Source organism: Flavobacterium sp., from assembly GCF_040402895.1.
Classification (GTDB): Bacteria; Bacteroidota; Bacteroidia; order Flavobacteriales; family Flavobacteriaceae; genus Flavobacterium.
Genome location: NZ_JBBALR010000021.1, coordinates 1 through 4,529, shown reverse-complemented (window position 1 = coordinate 4,529; position 4,529 = coordinate 1). Strand labels below are relative to the sequence as shown.

General features: G+C 30.6%; 7 protein-coding genes. All 7 read left to right on the top strand.

The window, feature by feature from the left end; translation table 11 throughout:
- Positions 1-956 (top strand): RHS repeat-associated core domain-containing protein (locus ABWP60_RS09465; RefSeq protein ID WP_353151765.1); only part of this gene is annotated, 956 nt, incomplete at its 5' end.
- Positions 937-1,392 carry a hypothetical protein gene (locus ABWP60_RS09460; protein ID WP_353151763.1) on the top strand — a complete coding sequence of 152 codons (456 nt, stop codon included), beginning with the start codon at positions 937-939 and terminating at the stop codon, positions 1,390-1,392. The genes ABWP60_RS09465 and ABWP60_RS09460, both read left to right, overlap by 20 nt.
- Entirely contained in the window at positions 1,298-1,816 is a 519-nt protein-coding gene (locus ABWP60_RS09455; protein WP_353151761.1) for a hypothetical protein, read from the top strand. Before ABWP60_RS09460 ends, ABWP60_RS09455 begins: the two co-directional genes overlap by 95 nt.
- Before the next feature lie 38 nt (positions 1,817-1,854).
- A complete protein-coding gene (locus tag ABWP60_RS09450; RefSeq protein WP_353151759.1) occupies positions 1,855-2,763 on the top strand; it encodes an RHS repeat-associated core domain-containing protein in 909 nt (302 codons plus the stop codon).
- Positions 2,764-2,782: 19 nt separating this feature from the next.
- Positions 2,783-3,268, top strand: coding sequence for a hypothetical protein (locus ABWP60_RS09445; RefSeq protein ID WP_353151757.1), 486 nt, complete (start codon positions 2,783-2,785; stop codon positions 3,266-3,268).
- A gap of 64 nt (positions 3,269-3,332) precedes the next feature.
- On the top strand, positions 3,333-4,028 hold the full coding sequence (locus ABWP60_RS09435; protein ID WP_502904819.1) for an RHS repeat-associated core domain-containing protein: 696 nt from the start codon (positions 3,333-3,335) through the stop codon (positions 4,026-4,028).
- A 1-nt stretch (position 4,029) separates the two neighbouring features.
- On the top strand, positions 4,030-4,410 hold the full coding sequence (locus ABWP60_RS09430) for a hypothetical protein (protein ID WP_353151755.1): 381 nt from the start codon (positions 4,030-4,032) through the stop codon (positions 4,408-4,410).
- The last annotated feature ends 119 nt before the right edge of the window (positions 4,411-4,529 follow it).

Here is a 4,529-nt window from a genome sequence, read left to right as displayed (position 1 = left end):
ATGTTACAAGATTAAATTTTAAATATTATCCTGAAACAGGTGTAGAGCTAGTGCCTTTGCCAGCTGTAGCTAATGCGAGTTACAACGTCAAATTTAATGGAAAAGAATTACAAGAGGAGTTGGGACTAAACTTCTACGACTATGGAGCAAGGAATTATGACCCTGCATTAGGTAGATGGATGAATATTGACCCGCTGGCTGAAATGTCTAGAAGATGGACACCATATAATTACTGTTATAATAACCCAATTATATTTATTGACCCAGATGGAATGCTTTCAAAATCTTTTGGAGATGAAGAATTTATAGAATGGGAAGAAGAAAATAATACTAGAAACACTCTTGGAGAAACGGAAGTAGATAATGATGATATTATTTTTAAAAATAATGGTGGGCGAGAAGTAGGTAGAATTATTGCACCTGGGGAAGATGTGTTAATTAACGTAGGAAATGTAACTGCCCCACCTTCGCCAATAGTAGTTGACCCCACGGAGATAGCTAAAAAATTAGGAGAAACCCTTGATGCAGTAGGTATTTCAATTGATTATTCTGGAGTAGTAGGTGGTGGCCTTGTTGGAGGAGTGGATTTTAATTATATGCTTACTGGCAAAGATAAAGGTAAAATGTTTGGCTTCACTAAAATAGGAGGAGGTGTTGGATTTGATGCTGAAATTGGAGTAGCTGCAACGGGTTCTATTTTTAATAAAGAAGCAGACCCTTCACAAAAGACTGCGGCGGGGATGGCTGGACCTTCATATGGATTATCTGGAGGTTTTGGAATATCGGGTTCGGTTTCATGGTCCAATGAAGCTAATATACCAGAACTATACCCAGGACAAAGAAGTCAGACAACTTGGAAATCTTATTCCGTTGGAGGTGGAATAGGAGGCGAATTTGGTGTAAAATGGTTTTCAACAACTGCAACAATTATGAATAATGGCAAACCACTTAATTAATAAAATCCATTTAAGGATAATTTTTGGTATAATTATTATTTTTACTATGTTTTATACTATTAATCGATTTAGCCAATTGGGTAATGTAAAATTGAAAGTTGAAAAAATAAAATCCGAATTTAAAGGAAAAATAGTTAGAATTTATGCAACTAAAAAAACATTTCCAACGCATTTAAAAGTTGTCTTAACAAATGGTAAAATAATTAATATTTCACCGAATCAGTATTTAGTAAATGAGGCAGATGTAGGCGATTCCTTAATTAAACCTAAAAATGAGAATCGAATATATTTAATAAAAAAAAATAAAAAAAAATTGGCTTTCTTTTTTACAAAAATTTCTTATGAAACACGAAATAATAAAAACTTTCCTATTGAATGGAAATACAAATGGCTTGAGTCAAGCGAATGGGACAAAAACGGCAAAAATAATGAATAATTTTTTTTTAATATTATTTTTTATGATTGCAAATTTGTTATTTGCACAAACCAATTTAGATGGAAGCGTAATAACTATTACAGGAGGAAATTCATTCAAGGCGATTGACAAAGAAAAAAATACTTTTGAGGTTGTTTTGAATGATACAGCCTTATTTGATGACGATAACCTTAATAATTTGGCTAAGAATTATTTAGAGAATAAAATACTCGGTAAAAATGTATTTATTACAATAATGTCAAAGGAAGGTAATAAAATATATGGCTCTGTTTTATACAATTGTAAACAACAAAAAGATTTACAATATAAGAAGAACGAAATTCCTTGTTCAGAAGGAAATGTTTTAGATATTGAGTTGATAGAGTTGGGTTTTATAAAATATATTGGCCATAATGATTATTTAATAAAAATTAGTAAACGATAACAATGGTATTATATCAGATTTAGTGATGCTAACCAGCTGTGGCGAATGCAAGTTACAACTATAAGTACAACGGAAAGGAGCTGCAAGAGGAGTTAGGGCTTAACATGTACGACTATGGAGCTCGAAATTACGACCCAGCAATTGGTAGATGGATGAATATTGACCCGCTGGCTGAAATGTCTAGAAGATTTAGTCCTTATACTTATTGTTATGACAACCCTTTAGTCTTTGTTGATTATGATGGGATGTTTGCGACACCTCCATTAGATTATTTTAATGATGATGGTAAAAAAATAGGAACTGACGGGATAAGTGATGGTAGAAAAGCTGTAGTTACAGATAATAATCAAGTTAATGCAATAAAAAAGACAGATAAATCTGGGGGAACTACAGCTTTGTCTGATGTAAGTTCAGCAGTTGTTTTACCTAGTGATGTAGCATTAAAAGCATCTTTAGATGCATTGAAGAGAACTGAAGCAAAAACAGAAAAAGACCCTTTAGGAGGTTTACATGGGGAGTCATCTTTAGTTTTTAAAGATGGAACAGTAGTTAATGGTCAGTCAGGAGATAAAGCTTATATTGATAATAATAATCAATTAACAGCAAATGAAACTCTACCAAACCTTCCAGAAGGTAAAACTATTAGTGACATAGAAGCTACTATACACTCACATGTTACTGGAACGATAGTTCAAAATAATCAAGTTTATAGCCATAATGCTGAAAAACCATCTAATAGAGACGTAAGGACTTTCGGTGCTAATAGAGCATATGGACTAAACGTAAATATTATTGTTGGTCCTTTAGGTCAAGCAACTGGACAAAGTCAAGCAGATGGTACTGTTAGAATTAGTCAACCTGGTAGTGGTGTGAGTATATATCAAGGTAATAGTACTACTCCATTATCTTTATCTAAAAAAGCAGTAGAAAGAATTATTGGAAATTAATTAATTTATAAATATAAATATGAATATCATTAAAAAACTTTTACTCTCTGTTTTCTTTTTCACATCTTGTACTGAATTATTTTCACAAGATTATGATCTAAATTTTATTTTTGTAATAAACGAAAATGTTAATCCAAGTATATCTTCAATCAAATTAAAAAGAAAGTTAGAGAATAAATTAATAAAAGAATACAGTTTGTTATATTCCCCAGGTAGCTTAAAAATTGATAGTTTAAGTTTTAATGAGATTACTAGTATGCAAGAAAATTACAACTATACTTTGAGTGTATCTTATAATGAAGTGTGCAAGGATGACATTAATTATTATCATTTTGACATAGAAGATTTTAAAATAGGATGGTTAAATAACTATTATTTTATAATGTATGTATATAATACAAATAAAAAAGAGTACAAAAAATATTATAATCCAATAAAAGATAGAGATTTTACCTATGAATATGATTCACCAGATGGTTCTATGAGAAGGGTAAAGAGAAGATAGTCTCTCCTGCTGTAGCGAAGCTTCATACAATGTCAAATTTAATGGAAAAGAATTACAAGAGGAGTTGGGACTAAACTTCTACGACTATGGAGCAAGGAATTATGACCCTGCATTAGGTAGATGGATGAATATTGACCCGCTGGCTGAAATGTCTAGAAGATGGACACCATATAATTACTGTTATAATAACCCAATTATATTTATTGACCCAGATGGAATGCTTTCAAAATCTTTTGGAGATGAAGAATTTTTAGATTGGAAAGAAGAAAATAATACTAGAAACACTCTTGGAGAAACTGTAGAAGATAAGGATGAAGATGGAGGTGGTGATCCAAAGAAAGAAAAAGGAGTTTTTGAGAAAGCTAAAGATAAGGCTACTGCATTTGTAGACAAATTATCGGAAGCAAAAGAATTTATAACTGACTTTGCAGGCGGAGTTAGTGATTTTGTTTACACATTTTCTGAAATGCGTGATGCTAATTGGGTCAATTCTGACAAATATTTTCATAGTAAAGCAAATTTTAAAGCTTCACTTCGTGGTCCAGGCGGTAGATATGCTGCTGTAAAATTAAGTAATTTAAGAGAAATATCAGACCAGTATTTAAAAGGAGATTCAAGAGCGAGTTCGGTTGCAGATCAGAAAGCTAATAGTTATGGTAGATTACAAGCACAAAAACTTTCTTACTTTCGAAACTATAACTTGTCTTATAAAGACGTTCTCACTAAATATAGACCAATTAACTTACCTAAAAAACATTAATATGAATGTAGTTAAAAATACTTTTTTGTTCTTTGTTTTTCTTTGTTTTTCTTGTAATGATAGTGTTCAATTAAAGAAAGAAGATGTCATAAAACATGATTGGATAAAACCATTTGTAATTGAAATTAATAATGAATTGGAGGGTATACATAATATTGATAGCGGAATTATGAAATTTGACTATTATGTTAAAAATTCTAAGGGGATAATATTTAAACTAGATAATATTGCTCTGGTTGAAAAGTGGAATATAAAAAGAATTAATGATTCTTCTAGGGTTTATACAAAAGATATTCAAATTTATGGGGAGTATTTTAAAGAGACAAATATTTTAGTAACTTATATTCGTACTGAAAATAAATTATATTTCGAAATAAAATAAAAAGTAAAACTAAAATGGTAATGTATCAGATTTAATGATGCTATTATTTTTGATAATTAAAGCCTTGAAAATCAATATAAAATTATAAATAAATAGTAAAAAGGAGTGCAATATTGCGC

Excerpts from the sequence above, each read along its gene's own strand:
- ABWP60_RS09430 (WP_353151755.1), top strand. The coding sequence starts at position 4,030 with ATGAATGTAGTTAAAAATACTTTTTTGTTCTTTGTTTTTCTTTGTTTT.
- ABWP60_RS09445 (WP_353151757.1), top strand. The coding sequence starts at position 2,783 with ATGAATATCATTAAAAAACTTTTACTCTCTGTTTTCTTTTTCACATCT.
- ABWP60_RS09455 (WP_353151761.1), top strand. The coding sequence starts at position 1,298 with ATGAAACACGAAATAATAAAAACTTTCCTATTGAATGGAAATACAAAT.
- ABWP60_RS09460 (WP_353151763.1), top strand. The coding sequence starts at position 937 with ATGGCAAACCACTTAATTAATAAAATCCATTTAAGGATAATTTTTGGT.